This is a genomic window from Burkholderia sp. MSMB1459WGS (assembly GCF_001534535.1).
In the GTDB taxonomy this organism is placed as follows: Bacteria; Pseudomonadota; Gammaproteobacteria; order Burkholderiales; family Burkholderiaceae; genus Burkholderia.
This window is the reverse complement of the sequence record NZ_LPMU01000072.1, coordinates 63,660-81,797: the sequence shown is the minus strand read 5'-3', so window position 1 is coordinate 81,797 and position 18,138 is coordinate 63,660. Positions and strand designations below refer to the sequence as shown.

General features: G+C 65.7%; 18 protein-coding genes. 16 read left to right on the top strand and 2 right to left on the bottom strand.

Features of this window, described 5'->3' with window-relative positions; genetic code table 11:
* Positions 1–23: 23 nt before the first annotated feature.
* Entirely contained in the window at positions 24–839 is an 816-nt protein-coding gene (gene map / locus WT97_RS28540; protein WP_059505900.1) for a type I methionyl aminopeptidase, read from the bottom strand.
* 377 nt (positions 840–1,216) lie between these two features.
* Here map and rpsB point away from each other — a divergent pair, with 377 nt between their 5' ends.
* The 16 genes from rpsB (at position 1,217) to WT97_RS28460 (ending at position 16,853) form a co-directional block, all read left to right on the top strand.
* On the top strand, positions 1,217–1,957 hold the full coding sequence (gene rpsB / locus WT97_RS28535) for a 30S ribosomal protein S2 (RefSeq protein ID WP_034207665.1): 741 nt from the start codon (positions 1,217–1,219) through the stop codon (positions 1,955–1,957).
* A 161-nt stretch (positions 1,958–2,118) separates the two neighbouring features.
* On the top strand, positions 2,119–3,000 hold the full coding sequence (gene tsf / locus WT97_RS28530; protein WP_034207664.1) for a translation elongation factor Ts: 882 nt from the start codon (positions 2,119–2,121) through the stop codon (positions 2,998–3,000).
* Positions 3,001–3,156: 156 nt separating this feature from the next.
* Positions 3,157–3,870, top strand: coding sequence for a UMP kinase (gene pyrH / locus WT97_RS28525; protein ID WP_006402648.1), 714 nt, complete (start codon positions 3,157–3,159; stop codon positions 3,868–3,870).
* Between the two features lie 103 nt (positions 3,871–3,973).
* Entirely contained in the window at positions 3,974–4,534 is a 561-nt protein-coding gene (gene frr, locus WT97_RS28520; protein WP_006483822.1) for a ribosome recycling factor, read from the top strand.
* Positions 4,535–4,583: 49 nt separating this feature from the next.
* Positions 4,584–5,366: a polyprenyl diphosphate synthase gene (uppS, locus tag WT97_RS28515; RefSeq protein WP_034207662.1), complete on the top strand. Its 783-nt coding sequence runs from the start codon at positions 4,584–4,586 to the stop codon at positions 5,364–5,366.
* On the top strand, positions 5,360–6,181 hold the full coding sequence (locus WT97_RS28510) for a phosphatidate cytidylyltransferase (protein WP_059505902.1): 822 nt from the start codon (positions 5,360–5,362) through the stop codon (positions 6,179–6,181). The genes uppS and WT97_RS28510 overlap by 7 nt, the downstream gene beginning before the upstream one ends.
* A 15-nt stretch (positions 6,182–6,196) precedes the next feature.
* The gene (locus tag WT97_RS28505; RefSeq protein WP_059505904.1) at positions 6,197–7,393 is read left to right on the top strand and encodes a 1-deoxy-D-xylulose-5-phosphate reductoisomerase; all 1,197 of its coding nucleotides are present in this window, start codon (positions 6,197–6,199) and stop codon (positions 7,391–7,393) included.
* Between the two features lie 11 nt (positions 7,394–7,404).
* Positions 7,405–8,775 (top strand): RIP metalloprotease RseP, encoded by a 1,371-nt coding sequence (gene rseP, locus WT97_RS28500; protein WP_060033734.1) that lies wholly within the window; start codon positions 7,405–7,407, stop codon positions 8,773–8,775.
* Between the two features lie 61 nt (positions 8,776–8,836).
* Positions 8,837–11,146, top strand: coding sequence for an outer membrane protein assembly factor BamA (gene bamA / locus WT97_RS28495; RefSeq protein ID WP_006478499.1), 2,310 nt, complete (start codon positions 8,837–8,839; stop codon positions 11,144–11,146).
* Positions 11,147–11,210: 64 nt separating this feature from the next.
* On the top strand, positions 11,211–11,708 hold the full coding sequence (locus WT97_RS28490; protein WP_060354848.1) for an OmpH family outer membrane protein: 498 nt from the start codon (positions 11,211–11,213) through the stop codon (positions 11,706–11,708).
* 16 nt (positions 11,709–11,724) lie between these two features.
* The gene (gene lpxD, locus WT97_RS28485; protein WP_060354847.1) at positions 11,725–12,807 is read left to right on the top strand and encodes a UDP-3-O-(3-hydroxymyristoyl)glucosamine N-acyltransferase; all 1,083 of its coding nucleotides are present in this window, start codon (positions 11,725–11,727) and stop codon (positions 12,805–12,807) included.
* Between the two features lie 129 nt (positions 12,808–12,936).
* Positions 12,937–13,404 carry a 3-hydroxyacyl-ACP dehydratase FabZ gene (gene fabZ, locus WT97_RS28480; RefSeq protein WP_006495559.1) on the top strand — a complete coding sequence of 156 codons (468 nt, stop codon included), beginning with the start codon at positions 12,937–12,939 and terminating at the stop codon, positions 13,402–13,404.
* Positions 13,405–13,471: 67 nt separating this feature from the next.
* Positions 13,472–14,260, top strand: a complete 789-nt coding sequence (gene lpxA, locus WT97_RS28475; RefSeq protein WP_034207656.1) for an acyl-ACP--UDP-N-acetylglucosamine O-acyltransferase — start codon at positions 13,472–13,474, stop codon at positions 14,258–14,260.
* Positions 14,261–14,263: 3 nt separating this feature from the next.
* Positions 14,264–15,433 carry a lipid-A-disaccharide synthase gene (gene lpxB, locus WT97_RS28470; RefSeq protein ID WP_059505911.1) on the top strand — a complete coding sequence of 390 codons (1,170 nt, stop codon included), beginning with the start codon at positions 14,264–14,266 and terminating at the stop codon, positions 15,431–15,433.
* Positions 15,430–16,074, top strand: a complete 645-nt coding sequence (rnhB, locus tag WT97_RS28465; RefSeq protein WP_059505913.1) for a ribonuclease HII — start codon at positions 15,430–15,432, stop codon at positions 16,072–16,074. The genes lpxB and rnhB overlap by 4 nt, the downstream gene beginning before the upstream one ends.
* The gene (locus tag WT97_RS28460; RefSeq protein ID WP_059790573.1) at positions 16,071–16,853 is read left to right on the top strand and encodes an RNA methyltransferase; all 783 of its coding nucleotides are present in this window, start codon (positions 16,071–16,073) and stop codon (positions 16,851–16,853) included. Before rnhB ends, WT97_RS28460 begins: the two co-directional genes overlap by 4 nt.
* 99 nt (positions 16,854–16,952) lie before the next feature.
* On the opposite strand, the gene WT97_RS28455 is transcribed toward WT97_RS28460, so the two are convergent.
* Entirely contained in the window at positions 16,953–17,768 is an 816-nt protein-coding gene (locus tag WT97_RS28455) for a pyruvate, water dikinase regulatory protein (protein ID WP_034207652.1), read from the bottom strand.
* Positions 17,769–18,138: the final 370 nt, after the last annotated feature.

Here is an 18,138-nt window from a genome sequence, read left to right as displayed (position 1 = left end):
GAGTGGGGCGGGCGCGACGGCGCTCAGACGGCGGCGGCCGGTTGCGCGAACACGGGGCGCGCCGGCGTGCCGGCCGACACGGTCAGCACTTCGTAGCCGGTGTCGGTGACGAGCACCGTGTGCTCCCACTGCGCGGACAGGCTGCGGTCGCGCGTCTTGACCGTCCACTGGTCGGGCATCGTGCGGATGTCGCGCTTGCCGGCGTTGATCATCGGCTCGATCGTGAAGATCATCCCGGCCTTCAGCTCGATGCCGGTGCCCGGGCGGCCGTAGTGGACGACCTGCGGATCCTCGTGGAACACCGTGCCGATGCCGTGGCCGCAGTATTCGCGCACGACGCTGTAGCCCTGCGCTTCCGCGTGCTTCTGGATCGCGTAGCCGATGTCGCCGAGGTGCGCGCCGGGCTTGACCTGGTCGATGCCCAGCCACATGCATTCGTAGGTGGTCTGCACGAGGCGCTTCGCGAGGATCGAACCCTCGCCGACGATGAACATCCGGCTGGTGTCGCCGAAATAGCCGTTCTTGATCACGGTGATGTCGATGTTCAGCGCGTCGCCGTTCTTCAGCACCTTCTCGCCCGGAATGCCATGGCAGATCACGTCGTTGACCGAGATGCAGGTAGCTTTCGGGTACGGCGGATAGCCGGGCGGCTGGTAATTCAGCGGCGCGGGGATCGTGCCCTGTTCATTGAGCATGAATTCGTGACAGAGCCGGTCGAGCTCGGCGGTCGTGATGCCCGCGACGACGTGCGGCGTGATGAAGTCGAGCACTTCGCTCGCGAGACGGCAGGCAACGCGCATCTCCGCGATATCGTGTTCGTTTTTGAGCGTAATAGCCATCGAGGTATGCCTGGAATGCGGTGAATTGACGGATTATCGCACCTTATGGCGGGCCTCGCAGCCCCTGCCGGCCGCGCGGATGCGGGTTTTCGCGGATTGTTCGGCCCGCTGCCGCGCGGCAAGCGAAAGTGCCGCGCGACTTGAGGGCCGACAAATCCGCGTGCTATACTCTTTGGCTAAGTCGATATCCAAATGCCGAACTTTCCCCATTTTGGGGCGGCATCGCGGTGAAAGACTTGCGGCACGGGCATTTTGCACGTGCCGAATCGCAAGCCGGCGCAACCAGGGTGCCGGCCGCGCGAAGTCCGCGCCCTTCGGGCGGGTTCGCGCGGCGGTACGGCAGCCGGCTTAAGACCCAACCCTCGTGGAGAATTTACATGGCAGTCACGATGCGCCAAATGCTGGAAGCGGGTGTCCATTTCGGTCACCAGACGCGCTTCTGGAACCCGAAGATGGCTCCGTTCATTTTCGGTCACCGCAACAAGATTCACATCATCAACCTCGAAAAGACGCTGCCGATGTTCACGGACGCACAGAAGTACGTGCGCCAGCTGGCAGCGAACCGCGGCACGATCCTGTTCGTCGGCACGAAGCGCCAGTCGCGTGACACGATCGCCCAGGAAGCGCAGCGTGCGGGCATGCCGTACGTCAACGCACGCTGGCTCGGCGGCATGATGACCAACTTCAAGACGCTGAAGGTGTCGATCAAGCGCCTGAAGGACATGGAAGCGGCCGTCGAAGCGGGCGAAACCGAGAAGATGAGCAAGAAGGAAGCGCTGCTGTTCGAGCGTGAAATCGCCAAGCTGCAGAAGTCGATTGGCGGCGTGAAGGACATGGGCGGCATTCCGGACGCGATCTTCGTCATCGACGTCGGCTACCACAAGATCGCCGTCACGGAAGCGAACAAGCTGGGCGTGCCGGTCATCGCCGTGGTCGACACGAACCACTCGCCGGAAGGTGTGGACTACGTGATCCCGGGTAACGACGACTCGAGCAAGGCAGTCGCGCTGTACGCTCAAGGCGTGGCCGATGCGATCCTGGAAGGCCGTGCGAATGCGGTCAACGAAGTGGTCCAGGCAGCGCGCGGCGACGACGAGTACGTCGAGGAAAACGCGTAACTGGCCCCGAGCCGGCGCAAAAAGGGGGCTCTCAACAGGCCCCCTTTTTTTAAGCTTGTGCGCCGGACCTGATCGCGCCGAATCGCGCGGGTCCGGAAACGAATCCCGGCCGTTCGCGTCCAAGCGGGCGGCGTTGTGAATACAGACTCAAGGAGCGAATGATGGCGGCAATTACCGCAAGCATGGTGGCAGAACTGCGCGCAAAGACCGACGCACCGATGATGGAGTGCAAGAAGGCGCTGACGGAAGCCGACGGCGATCTGGCCAAGGCTGAAGAGCTGCTGCGCGTCAAGCTCGGCAACAAGGCGAGCAAGGCCGCATCGCGCGTGACGGCCGAAGGCGTCGTCGCATCGTTCGTCGGCGGCAACGCGGGCGCGCTGGTCGAACTGAACTGCGAAACCGACTTCGTCGCGAAGAACGACGACTTCCTCGCATTCTCGAAGACGGTCGCGGAACTCGTCGCGACGAAGAACCCGGCCGACGTGGCAGCACTGTCGGCGCTGCCGCTCGACGGCAAGACGGTCGACGAAGTGCGTCTGGCGCTGGTCGGCAAGATTGGCGAGAACATCTCGATCCGCCGTTTCGTCCGTTTCGAAACCGCGAACAAGATCGCCACGTACCTGCACGGCGCGCGTATCGGCGTGATCGTCGAGTACACGGGCGCGGAAGAGCAGGTCGGCAAGGACGTCGCGATGCACATCGCCGCGATGAAGCCGGTCGCGCTGTCGTCGGCCGACGTGCCGGCGGAACTGATCGAGACGGAGCGCCGCGTGGCCGAGCAGAAGGCTGCCGAATCGGGCAAGCCGGCCGAAATCGTCGCGAAGATGGTCGATGGCAGCGTCCAGAAGTACCTGAAGGAAGTGTCGCTGCTGAACCAGACGTTCGTGAAGAACGACAAGCAGACGATCGAGCAGATGCTGAAGGCCGCGAATGCCGCAGTGCAGAAGTTCGCGCTGTTCGTCGTCGGCGAAGGCATCGAGAAGCGCCAGGACGACTTCGCCGCCGAAGTGGCCGCGCAAGTCGCAGCAGCAAAGCAGCAGTAAGCAGTCAGGCAGTATCCGCGGCGGGCGTCCGCTCCGCCGCGGCCGGCGGCGCCGCCGGCCGGCCGGGAACCCCGGTCCGGTCGTCGGCGCTTGCCCGAATCAGTATTTCGCCCCTACAGTTCGTGGTTGTCATCCTCTCGTCGCTCGGAAGCCCCTATGTCCAATGCCTATAAACGCGTCCTCCTCAAACTCTCCGGCGAAGCGCTGATGGGCGACGATGCCTTCGGCATCAATCGCGCGACGATCGAACGGATGGTGGCCGATATCGCGGAAGTCGTGCGTCTCGGTACGCAGCTCGCGGTCGTGATCGGTGGCGGTAATATTTTCCGCGGCGTCGCGGGCGGCGCGGCCGGCATGGACCGCGCGACGGCCGACTACATGGGGATGCTCGCGACGATGATGAACGCGCTGGCGCTGCAGGACGCGATGCGCCACGCCGGCATCGAGGCGCGCGTACAGTCCGCGCTGCGCATGGACCAGGTCGTCGAGCCGTACATCCGGCCCCGCGCGATCCGTCAGCTCGAGGAAGGCCGCGTCGTGATCTTCGCGGCCGGCACCGGCAACCCGTTCTTCACGACCGATACCGCCGCCGCGCTGCGCGGCTCGGAAGTGGGTGCCGAAGTCGTGCTGAAGGCGACCAAGGTCGATGGCGTATATTCTGCCGATCCGAAGAAGGACCCGTCGGCCACGCGCTATACGACGATCAGCTTCGACGAGGCGATCAGCCGCAACCTGCAGGTGATGGACGCGACGGCGTTTGCGTTGTGCCGCGACCAGAAGCTGCCGATTCGCGTGTTTTCGATCAACAAGCCGGGCGCACTCAAGCGCATCGTGCTGGGCGAGGACGAAGGTACGCTCGTCCACGTGTAAACTCCCGCGGATGCGGGCGATCGGCGCGGGTTGCCGGCCGCGGCGCGACACGCGCCGGGCGGGGCTCGCGTTCTTTTGAAGGTTTGAAGGTTCGGAGGTTGAAATGAGTGTCGCTGATGTCAAGAAGGGCGTCGAGCAAAAGATGCAGCGCTCGATCGAAGCGTTCAAGAACGATCTGGCCAAGATCCGTACGGGCCGTGCACACACCGGCCTGCTCGATCACGTGCAGGTCGACTACTACGGCTCGATGGTGCCGATCTCGCAGGTCGCGAACCTGACGCTCGTCGATGCACGCACGATCGGCGTGCAGCCGTGGGAAAAGAACATGGTCGCGAAGGTCGAGAAGGCCATCCGCGAAGCCGATCTGGGCCTGAATCCGGCGACGGCCGGCGACCTGATCCGCGTGCCGATGCCCGCGCTGACGGAAGAGCGCCGCCGCGAGCTGACCAAGGTCGTGAAGAGCGAAGGCGAAACGGCCAAGGTCGCGATCCGCAACCTGCGCCGCGACGCGAACGAAGCGCTGAAGAAGCTCGTGAAGGACAAGGAAATCTCGGAAGACGACGAGCGCCGCGCGAGCGACGACGTGCAGAAGCTGACCGACAAGCACGTTGCCGAAGTCGACAAGCTCGTGCAGACCAAGGAAGCCGAGATCATGACGGTCTGACGACCGTCCTCGCGCGCCGCCTTCTTCCCGCCTTACTGTCTCAACGGCCATGACCTATACCAGCTCTACCGTTCGCGTGCCTGACGTCGGTGTCGTGCCGCGTCACATCGCGATCATCATGGACGGCAACGGCCGTTGGGCGACCGAACGCCGCTTGCCGCGCGTCGCGGGGCATACCCGCGGCGTCGATGCCGTGCGGGCGGTGGTCGAAGGCTGCGCGCGCGCCGGCGTCGAATACCTGACGCTGTTCGCGTTCAGTTCGGAAAACTGGCGCCGGCCGAACGACGAAGTGTCGTTCCTGATGCGGCTGTTCATCACCGCGCTCGAGCGCGAAGTGGGCAAGCTGCATGCGAACGGCATTCGCCTGCGGGTCGTCGGCGATCTCGAGCGTTTCGAGCCGCGCATCCGCGAACTGATTCGCCGCGCCGAAACCAAGACGGCGCGCAATACCCGTCTGACGCTCACCATCGCGGCCAACTACGGCGGCCGGTGGGACATCCTGCAGGCGACGAAGAAACTCGTCGAGCAGGCCGTGCGCGAAGGTCGCGAGGTCGAAGTGACCGAGGACGCATTCGCGCCGCACCTGGCAATGGCTTACGCGCCGGAGCCCGATCTCTTCATCCGCACCGGCGGCGAGCAGCGCGTCAGCAACTTCCTGCTGTGGCAGCTTGCGTACGCCGAATTCTATTTCACCGACAAGTACTGGCCGGATTTCGACGGCGCGGCACTGGCCGACGCGATGGCGTCGTATACCGAGCGCGAGCGCCGTTTCGGGCGCACGAGTGCGCAGCTCGAACCGCAATCGCAGAACGCCGACTCCCTTTCATGCTGAAAACCCGTGTGATCACGGCGATCGTGATGCTGGCGGTGCTGCTGCCGGTGACGCTGTTCGCGCCGCTCGACGGGTTCGGCGCGCTGATCGGCGTCGTGCTCGTGTTCGCCGCGTGGGAGTGGGCGCGCCTGCTGAAACTCGGCGGCGCCGGCCCCGTCGTCTACGCCGTCGTCGCGGCGCTCGCGCTCGCGGCCACCGCGCCGCTCGGCGTCGATGCGGCTTCGTCCCGTCCCCTTTTCATGGCGGCCGGCGTGTTCTGGCTGCTGGTCGGCCCGTTCGCGCTGCGACGCAAGCCCGAACTCGCGGGCGGCGTCTGGCGGCCGTTCCTGCTCGCCGCCGGCCTCGTCGTATTCGCCGCCTGCTGGCACGCGCTCGTCGCAGCTCGCGCGCAGGGCGTGCCGTTCGTGCTGTCGCTGCTTCTGGTCGTCTGGCTGGCCGATATCGGCGCATACTTCGCAGGCAAGGCCTTCGGAAAGCGTAAACTGGCCGTCACGATCAGCCCCGGCAAGAGCTGGGAAGGTGCGATCGGCGGCTGGTTCGCGGTCATGGCCGTCGCCGGTGTCGCGATGGCCGTGCACGCATTCGAGCCGACCCTGTTTTCTGCATTCGCCGCGCGTTACGGAATGCCCGGCGCGTGGGCCGCGCTGACGCTGCTGGTCGCGTACAGCGTGATCGGCGACCTGTTCGAGTCGCTGCTGAAGCGGCAGGCGGGCGTGAAGGATTCGAGCGGACTGCTGCCGGGCCACGGCGGCGTGCTCGATCGTGTCGACGCGCTGCTGCCGGTGCTGCCGCTCGCGATGCTGCTGCTTGGTTAAACCATTATTTCTGTTATGCAAAAACGTCTGACATTGCTCGGTTCCACGGGCTCGATCGGAGACAGCACGCTCGATGTGGTCGCGCGCCATCCCGAGCGCTTCTCGGTCTACGCGCTGACCGCGCACCGCAACGGCGACAAGCTCGTCGAGCAGTGTCTGCGCTTCGCGCCTGAAGTGGCGGTGGTCGGCGATGCCGCGACGGCCGCGCACGTCGACGCGAAACTGCGCGCGGCGGGCAGCAAGACGATCGTGCTGCACGGCCCGCAGGCGCTCGTCGACGTGTCGAAGAGCGACGGCTGCGACACGGTGGTCGCGGCGATCGTCGGCGCGGCCGGCCTCGCGCCGAGCCTGGCGGCCGCACGCGCCGGCAAGCGGATCCTGCTCGCGAACAAGGAAGCGCTCGTGATGTCGGGCGCGATCTTCATGGACGCCGTGCGCGACCATGGCGCGATCCTGCTGCCGGTCGACAGCGAACACAACGCGATCTTCCAGTGCATGCCGCGCGACGCGGCCGAACACGGCGGGATTTCGAAGATCATCCTGACCGCGTCGGGCGGCCCGTTCCGCACGCGCGAGCCGGCCACGCTCGTCGACGTGACGCCGGACGAGGCGTGCAAGCACCCGAACTGGGTGATGGGCCGCAAGATCTCGGTCGATTCCGCGACGATGATGAACAAGGGCCTCGAGGTGATCGAGGCGCACTGGATCTTCGGGCTGCCGGGTGACCGGATCGACGTGCTGATCCATCCGCAGAGCGTGATCCATTCGCTCGTGTCGTACCGCGACGGCTCGGTGCTCGCGCAGCTCGGCAACCCCGACATGCGCACGCCGATCGCACACGCACTCGCATTCCCCGAGCGCGTCGACGCGGGCGTCGACCAGCTCGACCTCGCGCAGATCGCCCAGCTGTCGTTCGAGAAGCCCGATTACGCGCGCTTCCCGTGTCTCGCGCTCGCGCTGAAGGCACTCGAGGAAGGCGGTATCGCGAGCGCCGCATTGAACGCGGCGAACGAAGTGGCGGTCGAAGCATTTCTCGAGCGCCGGATCGGCTTCATGGCGATCGCGGCGACGGTCGACGCGGTGCTCAACACGCTGCCGAACCGCGCGCCCGACGGGCTCGACGACGTCCTCGCGGCGGATGCCGAGGCTCGCCGCCTCGCGGCCGCGATCATTGCAAAAGCGCCTGCGCCACGCGTGGAGCGTACGGTCTGAATGGGGTGCTCATGAACGTGCTGGTTGAACTGGTCGCGTTTGCGGTGGCGATCGGGGTGCTGGTCGTCGTGCATGAGTACGGACATTATCGCGTCGCGCGCTGGTGCGGCGTGAAGGTGCTGCGTTTCTCGATCGGCTTCGGCCAGCCCGTCGCGCGCTGGGTCAGCCGCAGGACGGGCACCGAGTGGACGCTGTCCGCGCTGCCGCTCGGCGGCTACGTGAAGATGCTCGACGAGCGCGATCCGGGCCCCGGCATTCCGCCCGAGGAGCTCGGGCAGGCATTCAATCGCCAGTCGGTCTACAAGCGCATCGCGATCGTCGCGGCCGGGCCGATTGCGAACTTCCTGCTGGCAATCGTGCTGTTCTCCGCCGTATTCGCCACCGGCGTGACCGAGCCGGCCGCGATCGTCGCGCCGCCGGCCGCCGGTACGGCGGCGGCCCGCGCGGGCTTCGACGGCAGCGAGACGGTCGTGTCGATCCGCAACGCGCAGGGCGGCGAGTCCGAACCGGTGCGATCGTGGTCGGACCTGCGCTGGAAGCTGCTGTCGGCCGCGTTCGACCATCGCGAGGTCGTGCTCGGCGCGCGCGACGGCAATGCGACGTTCGATTTCCGCGTCGACCTGCGCAACGTGCCCGACAGCCAGCTCGACGACGACTTCATGGCTCATCTGGGCTTCGAGGCCGGCGGCGGCACGTTGTCGGTCGCGTCGGTGCAGCCGGGCAGCGCGGCGGAGCAGGCCGGCCTGAAGGTCGGCGACAAGCTGGTCGCGCTCGACGGCAAGCCGCTCGGCGGCGCGGCGCGCTTCATCGATACGGTGAAGCACCACGCGGGCCAGCCGCTCGACCTGCAGATCGAACGCAACGGCGCCGCGCAGACGGTGTCGATCGTGCCGCAGATGCAGCGCGACGACGAATCCGGGCAGCAGGTCGGCCGGATCGGCGCGGCGCTGTCGATGCACGCGCCGTCGGTGGACGTGCGCTACGGGCCGATCGAGAGCCTGCGGCTCGGCGCGCATCGCACGTGGGACATTTCCGTGTATTCGCTGAAGATGTTCGGGCGGATGATCACGGGTAACGCGTCGCTGAAGAACCTGTCCGGCCCGGTGACGATCGCCGACTACGCAGGCAAGAGTGCGCGGCTCGGCCCGTCGGCGTTCCTGTCGTTCCTCGCCCTTGTCAGCATTAGCCTTGGCGTCCTGAACTTGTTGCCGATTCCCGTTTTGGACGGGGGGCATCTGTTATATTATGCGGTTGAAGCCGCGACCGGGAAAGCCGTCTCGGAGCGTTGGCAGCTGATTCTGCAAAGAGCCGGATTGATCTGCATCGTCGCATTGTCGGCGATCGCGCTGTTCAACGATTTGGCTCGGTTAATCCATTTCTGAAGCGTCAGGCGGCGGCCGCTGGTCAGCCGCCCGATTTGATGCAGCTAAATATTGGGGATGCATGTTGTTCAAACCTCATCGCTTTGTACCTAAGACAGTTGCAGCGGCCGCGCTCGCCGCGCACGGCCTCGCGGCGCATGCAGCGGCACCGTTCGTGGTGCAAGACATCAAGATCGAGGGGCTGCAGCGCGTCGAAGCGGGTTCGGTGTTCGCCTATCTGCCGATCAAGCAGGGCGATACCTTCACGGACGACAAGGCATCCGAAGCAATCCGCGCGTTGTACGCGACGGGCTTTTTCAACGACGTTCGCATCGCCACGCAGGGCAACGTCGTGATCGTGCAGGTGCAGGAGCGTCCGGCCATCGCGTCGATCGACTTCACCGGCACGAAGGAATTCGACAAGGACAACCTGACGAAGGCGCTGCGCGCGGTCGGCCTCGCCGATGGTCGCTACTACGACAAGGCGCTCGTCGACAAGGCTGAGCAGGAGCTCAAGCGCCAGTACCTGACGCGCGGCTTCTATGCGGCCGAGGTCAAGACGACGATCACGCCGGTCGACGCGAACCGCGTGTCGATCCTGTTCGCGGTCGCCGAAGGCCCGAGCGCCAAGATCCGCCAGATCAACTTCATCGGCAACAAGGCGTTCAGCACCAGCACGCTGCGCGACGAGATGCAGCTGTCGACGCCGAACTGGTTCTCCTGGTACACGAAGAACGACCTGTACTCGAAGGAAAAGCTCACGGGCGACCTCGAGGCCGTGCGCTCGTACTACCTGAACCGCGGCTACCTCGAGTTCAACATCGAGTCGACCCAGGTGTCGATCTCGCCGGACAAGAAGGACATGTACCTGACGGTCACGCTGCACGAAGGCGAGCCGTACACGGTGTCGGGCATCAAGCTGTCGGGCAACCTGCTCGATCGCGAAGCCGAGCTCAACAAGCTGATCAAGATCAAGCCGGGCGACCGCTTCTCCGCCGAAAAGCTGCAGCAGACCACCAAGTCGATCGTCGACAAGCTCGGCGAATACGGCTACGCATTCGCGACCGTCAATGCGCAGCCGGACATCGACCAGGCGAACCACAAGGTGAACCTGAACCTCGTCGTCGACCCGAGCCGCCGCGTGTACGTGCGCCGCATCAACGTGGTCGGCAACACGCGCACGCGTGACGAAGTGGTGCGCCGCGAAATGCGCCAGCTCGAAAGCTCGTGGTTCGACTCGAACCGCCTCGCGCTGTCGAAGGACCGCGTGAACCGTCTCGGCTACTTCACCAACGTCGACGTGACGACGGTGCCGGTGGAAGGCACGAACGACCAGGTCGACGTGAACGTGAAGGTCGACGAAAAGCCGACCGGCGCGATCACGCTGGGCGCCGGCTTCTCGTCGACGGACAAGGTCGTGCTGTCGGCCGGCGTGTCGCAGGACAACGTGTTCGGTTCGGGCACGAGCCTGTCGGTAAACGTCAACACCGCGAAGAGCTACCGTACGCTGACCGTCACGCAGGTCGACCCGTACTTCACGGTCGACGGCATCAAGCGGATCACGGACGTCTTCTACCGCACGTACCAGCCGCTCTACTATTCGACGAGCTCGAGCTTCCGGATCATCAGCGCGGGCGGCAACCTGAAGTTCGGCATTCCGTTCTCGGAAGTCGACACCGTGTACTTCGGCGCGGGCTTCGAGCAGAACCGCCTCGACGTCGATTCGAACACGCCGCAGAGCTACCAGGATTACGTGAACGAGTTCGGCCGCGTGTCGAACACGGTGCCGCTGACGGTGGCATGGTCGCGCGATGCGCGCGACAGCGCGCTGATTCCGAGCCGCGGCTACTTCACGCAGGCGAACATGGAGTACGGCGTGCCGGTCGGCAAGATCCAGTACTACAAGGCCGACCTGCAGGCGCAATACTACTATTCGTTCTCGCGCGGCTTCATCCTGGGCCTGAACCTGCAGGGCGGTTACGGTAACGGTATCGGCAACCCGTACCCGATCTTCAAGAACTACTACGCGGGCGGTATCGGCTCCGTGCGCGGCTACGAGCCGAGCTCGCTGGGCCCGCGCGACACGAAGACGAACGACCCGATCGGCGGTTCGAAGATGCTGGTCGGCAACATCGAGCTGACGTTCCCGCTGCCGGGTACGGGTTACGACCGCACGCTGCGCGTGTTCACGTTCCTCGACGGCGGTAACGTGTGGGGCAATGCGCCGGGCGGCACGAGTACGGGCGCGAACGGCCTGCGCTACGGCTACGGTGTGGGTCTCGCGTGGATCTCGCCGATCGGCCCGCTGAAGCTGAGCCTCGGCTTCCCGCTGCAGAAGCATGAAGGCGACCAGTACCAGAAATTCCAGTTCCAGATCGGGACGGCGTTCTGATCGAACGCATGACAACAGCAACGAGAGGGTAATTTTGCTAACCGGTAAGTTTTCGAAACGAGTGATGTGCGCGCTGACCGTTGTGCTGGCCCTGGGCGCGGCGACGGTGCACGCACAGGACGTCGCTCGCATCGCGGCGGTCAATTCGGATCGGATCCTGCGCGAGTCGGCGCCCGCAAAGGCGGCGCAGACGAAGCTCGAAGCCGAGTTCGCGAAGCGTGACAAGGATCTGCAGGATCTGGCGGCACGTCTGAAGTCGATGTCCGATTCGCTCGACAAGAACGGCACGTCGCTGTCGGCGGCCGATCGCGCGCAGAAGCAGCGCGATCTCGCGCAGCTCGACACCGACTTCCAGCGCAAGCAGCGCGAGTTCCGCGAAGACCTGAACCAGCGTCGCAACGAAGAGCTGGCTGCCGTGCTGGAAAAGGCGAACAAGGTCATCAAGCAGATCGCCGAGCAGCAGAATTACGACCTGATCGTGCAGGAAGCCGTGTACGTCAGCCCGCGCATCGACATCACCGACAAGGTGCTCAAGGCGCTCGCGTCCGGCTCGGCGAACTGAACGGAGCAGACGACGAATGGCATTGACGCTCGAGGAACTCGTAAAGCGGTTCGGCGGCGAGATCGCCGGCGACGCACAGTGCACGGTCGGCGGCCTCGCGCCGCTCGATCAGGCAGGCCCTCAGCAACTCGCGTTTCTCGCGAACCCGAAGTACCTGTCGCAGGTCGAGACGACCCGCGCCGGCGCGGTGCTGATCGCGCCGAAGGATCTGGAGAAGCTGGGCGCGGCCGCCGCCGGCCCCCGCAACTTCATCGTGACGCCGAATCCGTACGCGTACTTCGCGCGCGTCGCGCAGATGTTCATCGATCTCGCCACGCCGCCGCGTGCGGCCGGCGTGCATCCGAGCGCGACGATCGATCCGGCCGCGCAGGTCGCCGCGACCGCGGTGATCGGCCCGCACGTGACGGTCGAGGCCGGCGCGGTGATCGAAGACGGCGTGCAACTCGACGCGAACGTGTTCATCGGCCGCGGCACGACGATCGGCGCCGGCTCGCATGTCTATCCGAACGCATCGGTGTACCACGGCTGCAAGATCGGCCCGCGCGCGATCATCCATGCGGGCGCCGTGATCGGCTCGGACGGCTTCGGCTTCGCGCCGGATTTCGTCGGCGACGGCGATGCGCGCACCGGCAGCTGGGTCAAGATCCCGCAGGTCGGCGGCGTGACGATCGGGCCGGACGTCGAAATCGGCGCGAACACGACGATCGACCGCGGTGCGATGGCGGATACCGTCATCGAGGAATGCGTGAAGATCGACAACCAGGTGCAGATCGGCCACAACTGCCGGATCGGCGCGTACACGGTGATCGCCGGCAGCGCCGGTATCGCGGGCAGCACGACGATCGGCCGCCACTGCATGATCGGCGGCGCGGCGGGAATCGCCGGCCACGTGACGCTCGGCGACTATGTCATCATCACCGCGAAGTCGGGCGTATCGAAATCGCTGCCGAAGGCCGGCATCTATACCAGCGCGTTCCCGGCCGTCGACCACGGCGAATGGAACAAGAGCGCCGCGCTCGTGCGCAACCTCGACAAGCTGCGCGAGCGCGTCAAGGCGCTCGAAGCCGCGCTCGCCGCCCAGGGCGGCACCCACGCCTGAGCCCATCATGCGAGACCACGAACCGGGCACGGCCAGCGCAACCGGCCCGGTTCGTCAGACTGGGTCGCACGGCGGCCCGCTTCAGCCTTTGCATCACCACCGCGCAGCCTCTGCGTGAGACGAACCATCATGAGCACTGAAAAAATCAATCTCGACATCCACAAGATCCTCACGCTGCTGCCGCATCGCTACCCGATTCTGCTCGTCGACCGCGTGCTCGAACTCGAACCGCACAAAGGGATCAAAGCGCTGAAGAACGTGTCGATCAACGAGCCGTTCTTCCAGGGGCACTTCCCGAAGCGGCCGGTGATGCCGGGCGTGCTGATCCTCGAGGCGCTCGCCCAGGCTGCGGCGCTGCTGACGTTCGCGGAAGAGCAGCCGAAGGATCCGGAGAACACGCTGTACTACTTCGTCGGGATCGACGGTGCCCGCTTCAAGCGCGTGGTCGAACCGGGCGACCAGCTGATCCTGAACGTGACGTTCGAGCGCTACATTCGCGGCATCTGGAAATTCAAGGCGGTGGCGGAAGTGGACGGCAAGGTGGCGGCGGAAGCCGAACTGATGTGCACGGTCAAGACGGCCGACGCGGCGCCCTGAGCGACGCGGCACGCATGGATAACGTAACGCGAGCAACGCGACACATCATATCGAGAGGCAACGGCGCATGACCAGGATTCATCCTACCGCGATCGTCGAGCCGGGCGCGCAGATCGACGAATCGGTCGAGATCGGCCCGTACGCGATCGTCGGCCCGCACGTCACGATCGGCGCGCGCACGACGATCGGCTCGCACAGCGTGATCGAAGGCCATACGACGCTCGGCGAGGACAACCGCATCGGCCATTACGCGTCGGTCGGCGGCCGTCCGCAGGACATGAAATACAAGGACGAGCCGACGAAGCTCGTGATCGGCAACCGCAACACGATCCGCGAATTCACGACGATCCACACGGGCACCGTGCAGGACGTCGGCGTGACGACGCTCGGCGACGACAACTGGATCATGGCCTATGTGCACATCGGCCACGACTGCCGCGTCGGCAACAACGTGATCCTGTCGAGCAACGCGCAGATGGCCGGCCACGTCGAGATCGGCGACTTCGCGATCGTCGGCGGCATGTCGGGCGTGCACCAGTTCGTGCGTATCGGCGCGCATTCGATGCTGGGCGGCGCGTCGGCGCTCGTGCAGGACATTCCGCCGTTCGTGATCGCGGCGGGCAACAAGGCCGAGCCGCACGGGATCAATGTCGAAGGGCTGCGCCGGCGCGGTTTCTCGGCCGACGCGATCTCGGCGCTGCGCAGCGCGTACCGCGTGCTGTACAAGAACAGCCTGTCGCTGGAGGAAGCGAAAGTGCAACTGCGCGAGCTCGCGCAAGCCGGCGGCGACGGCGATGCACCGGTGAAGGCGCTCGTCGAGTTCATCGACGCGTCGCAACGCGGCATCATCCGCTAAGCGATGCCGCTCCCGACCAATCAGCTGCGGCTCGCGATGGTGGCCGGCGAGCCGTCGGGCGACCTGCTCGCGGCATCGCTGCTCGGCGGGCTGCGCGAGCGGCTGCCCGAATCGGCCCAGTATTACGGGATCGGCGGGCAGCGCATGATCGCGCATGGCTTCGACTCGCACTGGCAGATGGACAAGCTGACCGTGCGCGGCTATGTCGAGGCGCTGGGCCAGATTCCCGAGATCCTGCGGATTCGCGGCGAACTGAAGCGCCAGTTGCTCGCCGAGCGGCCGGATGCGTTCATCGGCGTCGACGCGCCCGATTTCAACTTCAACGTCGAGCAGGCCGCGCGCGACGCGGGCATCCCGTCGATCCACTTCGTGTGCCCGTCGATCTGGGCGTGGCGCGGCGGCCGGATCAAGAAGATCGCGAAGTCCGTCGACCACATGCTGTGCCTGTTCCCGTTCGAACCGGCGATTCTCGACAAGGCCGGCGTCGCATCGACCTACGTCGGCCATCCGCTCGCCGACGAAATTCCGCTCGAACCCGATACGCACGGCGCGCGCATCGCGCTGGGTCTGCCGGCCGACGGCCCGGTGATCGCGGTGCTGCCGGGCAGCCGGCGCTCGGAGATCGCGCTGATCGGCCCGACGTTCTTCGCGGCGATGGCGCTGATGCAGCAGCGCGAGCCTGGCGTGCGGTTCGTGATGCCGGCGGCGACGCCCGCGCTGCGCGAGCTGCTGCAGCCGCTCGTCGACGCGCACCCGCAGCTCGCGCTGACGATCACCGACGGCCGCTCGCAGGTCGCGATGACGGCCGCCGACGCGATCCTCGTGAAGAGCGGCACCGTCACGCTGGAAGCCGCGCTGCTGAAGAAGCCGATGGTGATCTCGTACAAGGTGCCCTGGCTGACCGGGCAGATCATGCGCCGGCAGGGCTACCTGCCGTATGTCGGCTTGCCGAACATCCTGGCGGGGCGCTTCGTCGTGCCCGAGCTGCTGCAGCATTTCGCGACGCCAGAGGCGCTTGCCGATGCGACGCTCACCCAGCTGCGCGACGATGCGAACCGCCGCACGCTGACCGAAGTGTTTACCGAAATGCATCTTTCGCTGCGGCAGAACACGGCCGCGAAGGCGGCCGAGGCCGTCGTGCGCGTGCTCGAGCAACGCAAGGGGCGCGCATGACCGCAGTCCGTGCACCGCGCCGCCGCGCGTCGAGCGACGTGCAGGGCGGTTTCGATTTCAGCCGCCCGGACGAGATCGTCTGCGGCGTCGACGAAGCCGGCCGCGGCCCGCTCGCGGGGCCGGTGGTGGCCGCCGCGGTGATCCTCGATCCGGCGCGGCCGATCGACGGGCTCGACGATTCGAAAGTGCTGTCCGCGAAGAAGCGCGACATGCTGTACGACCTGATCGTCGAGCGTTCGCACGCATACTGCGTCGCGTCGGCGAGCGTCGACGAAATCGATACGCTGAACATCCTGCACGCGACGATGCTCGCGATGAAGCGGGCCGTCGAAGGGCTGTCGGTGCTGCCGACGCTCGCGCAGATCGACGGCAACCGTTGCCCGACGCTGAGCGTGCGCGCCGAGGCGATCGTCAGCGGCGACGCGCTCGTGCCGAGCATCTCGGCCGCATCGATCCTCGCGAAGGTCACGCGCGACCGGATGTTGGTCGATCTGCACGAACGCTTCCCGGTGTACGGCTTCGACGTACATGCGGGCTACGGCACCGCGAAACATCTTGCCGCATTACGCGAGCACGGCCCGTGCGAAGCGCATCGGCGCTCGTTCGCGCCCGTGCGTGCGGCGCTTGATCTGATTCGATGAAAAGCATTACTTCCCGCGACAACCCGCTGTACAAGCGCCTGAAGGTGCTCGCGGGTTCGACGCCCCATCAGCGCCGCAGCGGCCAGGCGCTGCTCGAAGGTTTCCATCTGGCGAGCGCGTACCTCGACACGGGTGCGACACCCGAGCTGTGCGTCACGACCGAAGGTGCGCTCGGCCACGCCGACGCGCAAGCGATCGTCGCGCGTATCGACGCGCAGCGGATCGTCACGCTGCCGGACGCGTTGTTCGGGCAGTTGTCGAACGTCGTCAACGGCGTCGGTTTCCTGCTGCTGGTCGACCGGCCGGCGCAACCGCTGCCCGAACGCGTGACGCATACGTCGGTCGTGCTCGACGGCGTGCAGGATGCCGGTAACGTCGGTTCGATCCTGCGCAGCGCGGCGGCGGCCGGCGTGCGTCACGTGTTCTGCGCGCCGGGAACGGCCCATGCGTGGTCGTCGAAGGTGCTGCGTTCGGGCATGGGCGCGCATTTCCTGCTGTCGATCCATGAGGATGTCGACGCGGCGGCGCTTGCAGAACGCCTCGACGTACCGGTCGCGCTGACCGACTCGCATGGCGCGCAGGCGGTCTACGACTGCGATCTGTCGGGGCCCGTCGCGTGGGTGTTCGGCAACGAAGGCGCCGGCGTGTCGGCATTCTGGCGCGACGCGGCCACGCATCGCGTGACGATTCCGCAGCCGGGCGGGATGGAGTCGTTGAACGTTGCGGCGGCGGCGGCAGTATGCCTGTTCGAGCAGGTGCGGCAGCAGCGGCCTGCGTGACGCCGCACGCGCGTATTCGCCGTAAAACGAAACAAGGCCGCGTTCGACGCGGCCTTGTTGCTTTCGGCGGCGGCCGGACCGCCGCCAGTGCTTTCGCGCTCAGTAGGACTGCCGGTCGAGGCGGATTTCCTGCAGGATCGTCGTCGCGATTTCCTCGATCGACTTGTGCGTCGACGACAGCCACTTGATCCCTTCGCGGCGCATCATCGCCTCGGCCTCGTTGATCTCGTAGCGGCAGTTCTCGGGCGCCGCATACTTGCTGCCCGGCCGGCGCTCGTTGCGGATCTCCGACAGGCGCTGCGGGTCGATCGACAGCCCGAACAGCTTGTCGCTGTACGGCGACAGCGCCGACGGCAGCTTGCCGCGTTCGAAATCCTCCGGAATCAGCGGATAGTTGGCGGCCTTCACGCCGTACTGCATCGCGAGGTACAGGCTCGTCGGCGTCTTGCCGCTGCGCGACACGCCGACGAGGATCACGTCGGCTTCCGACAGGTTGCGGTTCGACTGGCCGTCGTCGTGCGCGAGCGAGAAGTTGATCGCCTCGATCCGCGTCTTGTATTCCTCGGTGTCCGCATTCTGGTGGCCACGGCCCATCGCGTGACTCGACTTGAGTTCCAGTTCCTGCTCGAGCGGTTCGACGAAGCGCTGGAACATGTCGAGCACGAGCGCGTTCGAGCGCTTGACGATGTCGTTCGACTCGCTGTCGACGAGCGTCGTGAACACGATCGCGCGACGGCCGTCGTGCACGGCGGCCTCGTTGATCTTCTCGACGGTCGCATAGGCCTTGTCGAGCGAGTCGACGAACGGCACGCGCACGAGGCGGAATTTCTGGTCGAACTGGGAAAGGATCGAATGCGCGAAGGTTTCGGCAGTAATCCCGGTGCCGTCGGAGACGATGAATACGGTAGGCAGCATGAATCTGGACGTCGAGCGTGAAGGGCAGTTGCGCGGGCGGCTGGAGGCGAGCCTCCAGACCCAGTGACAAGGTCGCGCCACATCCGGCAGCCGGCACGGTAGAATAGCGGCAACCTGTTGGATAAGCAATTGCGGGGGCAGGGCGCGAACGGCGCCCGGTGGCTGGGCCGCGCGATTCCCGAATTCCCGGCAAGTCTGGCGATTTGTCTGAAAATATCGCCCTTCTGCCGGGATTTTTGCAAATCGGGTCGGAAGATTTCCGCTGCTGCGAGTGTTTATCTAACAGGTTGCGCAAGACGCGCCGCGCCTTTTTGCAAGCGCCCGCGTTCGAGCCCACTTGCGCGATCGAGTATTTTTTTCACACTTAGGG

Coding starts and splice junctions, on each gene's coding strand:
- map (WP_059505900.1), bottom strand. CDS start 839: ATGGCTATTACGCTCAAAAACGAACACGATATCGCGGAGATGCGCGTT.
- rpsB (WP_034207665.1), top strand. CDS start 1,217: ATGGCAGTCACGATGCGCCAAATGCTGGAAGCGGGTGTCCATTTCGGT.
- tsf (WP_034207664.1), top strand. CDS start 2,119: ATGGCGGCAATTACCGCAAGCATGGTGGCAGAACTGCGCGCAAAGACC.
- pyrH (WP_006402648.1), top strand. CDS start 3,157: ATGTCCAATGCCTATAAACGCGTCCTCCTCAAACTCTCCGGCGAAGCG.
- frr (WP_006483822.1), top strand. CDS start 3,974: ATGAGTGTCGCTGATGTCAAGAAGGGCGTCGAGCAAAAGATGCAGCGC.
- uppS (WP_034207662.1), top strand. CDS start 4,584: ATGACCTATACCAGCTCTACCGTTCGCGTGCCTGACGTCGGTGTCGTG.
- WT97_RS28510 (WP_059505902.1), top strand. CDS start 5,360: ATGCTGAAAACCCGTGTGATCACGGCGATCGTGATGCTGGCGGTGCTG.
- WT97_RS28505 (WP_059505904.1), top strand. CDS start 6,197: ATGCAAAAACGTCTGACATTGCTCGGTTCCACGGGCTCGATCGGAGAC.
- rseP (WP_060033734.1), top strand. CDS start 7,405: ATGAACGTGCTGGTTGAACTGGTCGCGTTTGCGGTGGCGATCGGGGTG.
- bamA (WP_006478499.1), top strand. CDS start 8,837: ATGTTGTTCAAACCTCATCGCTTTGTACCTAAGACAGTTGCAGCGGCC.
- WT97_RS28490 (WP_060354848.1), top strand. CDS start 11,211: ATGTGCGCGCTGACCGTTGTGCTGGCCCTGGGCGCGGCGACGGTGCAC.
- lpxD (WP_060354847.1), top strand. CDS start 11,725: ATGGCATTGACGCTCGAGGAACTCGTAAAGCGGTTCGGCGGCGAGATC.
- fabZ (WP_006495559.1), top strand. CDS start 12,937: ATGAGCACTGAAAAAATCAATCTCGACATCCACAAGATCCTCACGCTG.
- lpxA (WP_034207656.1), top strand. CDS start 13,472: ATGACCAGGATTCATCCTACCGCGATCGTCGAGCCGGGCGCGCAGATC.
- lpxB (WP_059505911.1), top strand. CDS start 14,264: ATGCCGCTCCCGACCAATCAGCTGCGGCTCGCGATGGTGGCCGGCGAG.
- rnhB (WP_059505913.1), top strand. CDS start 15,430: ATGACCGCAGTCCGTGCACCGCGCCGCCGCGCGTCGAGCGACGTGCAG.
- WT97_RS28460 (WP_059790573.1), top strand. CDS start 16,071: ATGAAAAGCATTACTTCCCGCGACAACCCGCTGTACAAGCGCCTGAAG.
- WT97_RS28455 (WP_034207652.1), bottom strand. CDS start 17,768: ATGCTGCCTACCGTATTCATCGTCTCCGACGGCACCGGGATTACTGCC.